The sequence below is a fragment of the Allobosea sp. CER48 genome (genome assembly GCF_044752385.1).
Taxonomy (GTDB): Bacteria; Pseudomonadota; Alphaproteobacteria; order Rhizobiales; family Beijerinckiaceae; genus Allobosea.
The window spans coordinates 1-1,131 of sequence record NZ_JBIWYK010000716.1 but is presented as its reverse complement, the minus strand read 5'-3'; the positions used below and the strand labels follow the sequence as shown (position 1 = coordinate 1,131).

Genomic DNA, 1,131 nt, shown 5'->3' with positions numbered 1-1,131 from the left:
GTAGTCCGCGGCGATGGCGGATACGGCGAAAAGGCTCGTGGCGAGCGCGGTGGCCCCGAGCATCGGCGCGATGGAACGGATGCGCATCCAGATATCCCCCAGCAGCGGCCAGATCCCATCTGTCTCGGCCTGCGCGAGGACAATTCATGGCTCGGTAACCCTAATGTCGGGTTAACGGGGCAGCGCCGCTGTCAACGACGCGATTGTCGCCTGCCTGCAAACGCGCCATAAGCCGGCCATGACATCGCCTCTGGTTCGTTTCGCACCGTCGCCCACCGGCTATCTCCATATCGGCAATGCCCGGCCGGCGCTGTTCAACTGGCTGTTCGCCCGCCGGCATGACGGCCGATTTCTGCTGCGCTACGACGACACCGACATCGCCCGTTCGAAGCCTGAATTCGCGGCGGCGATCGCCGAGGATCTCGGCTGGCTCGGCATTGTGCCGGACCGCGTCATCAAGCAGTCGGATCGTCTCTCGATCTACGATTCGGCGGCGGAGCGCCTGCGCCAGGCAGGGCGGCTCTACCCCTGCTACGAAACCGCCGACGAGCTCGATCGTCGCCGCAAGCGGCAGCTCGCCCGCGGCCTGCCACCGATCTACGACCGTGCCGCGCTGAAGCTTACCGCCGAGCAGAAACTGGCTTTGGAGGCTGAAGGGCGCAGGCCGCACTGGCGCTTCCTGCTGGAGGCGCGCGAGGTGGCCTGGGGCGATCTCGTTCGCGGCGCTTCGCACGTTGATTGCGCGTCACTCTCCGACCCGGTGCTGGTCCGCGAGGATGGCAGCTATCTCTATACGCTGCCATCTGTGGTCGACGATATCGAGACCGGCGTCACGCATGTGATCCGCGGCGAGGATCACGTCACCAACACCGCGGTTCAGGCGCAGATCTTCGAGGCGCTCGGCGCCAGCCTGCCGGCATTCGGACACCACAACCTGCTGACGACGGCGAGCGGCGAGGGGCTGTCCAAGCGCCTTGGCCATCTCTCCCTGCGCGGCCTGCGTGAAAGTGGTGTCGAGGCGCTCGCTGTGGCCGCGCTGGCGACGATGGTCGGCACTTCCGATGCGGTGCGCCCGGTGTCGAGCCTCGACGAACTCGCGGGCCTGGTCGAGCTCGCTCACGTCTCGCGTGC

At 66.8% G+C, this 1,131-nt stretch carries 1 protein-coding gene; it reads left to right on the top strand.

Annotation, left to right across the window (positions count from 1 at the left end; all coding sequences use genetic code 11):
• Positions 1-238: 238 nt before the first annotated feature.
• On the top strand, positions 239-1,131 hold an 893-nt coding region (locus tag ACIPIA_RS16770; protein WP_400511107.1), incomplete at its 3' end, for a glutamate--tRNA ligase.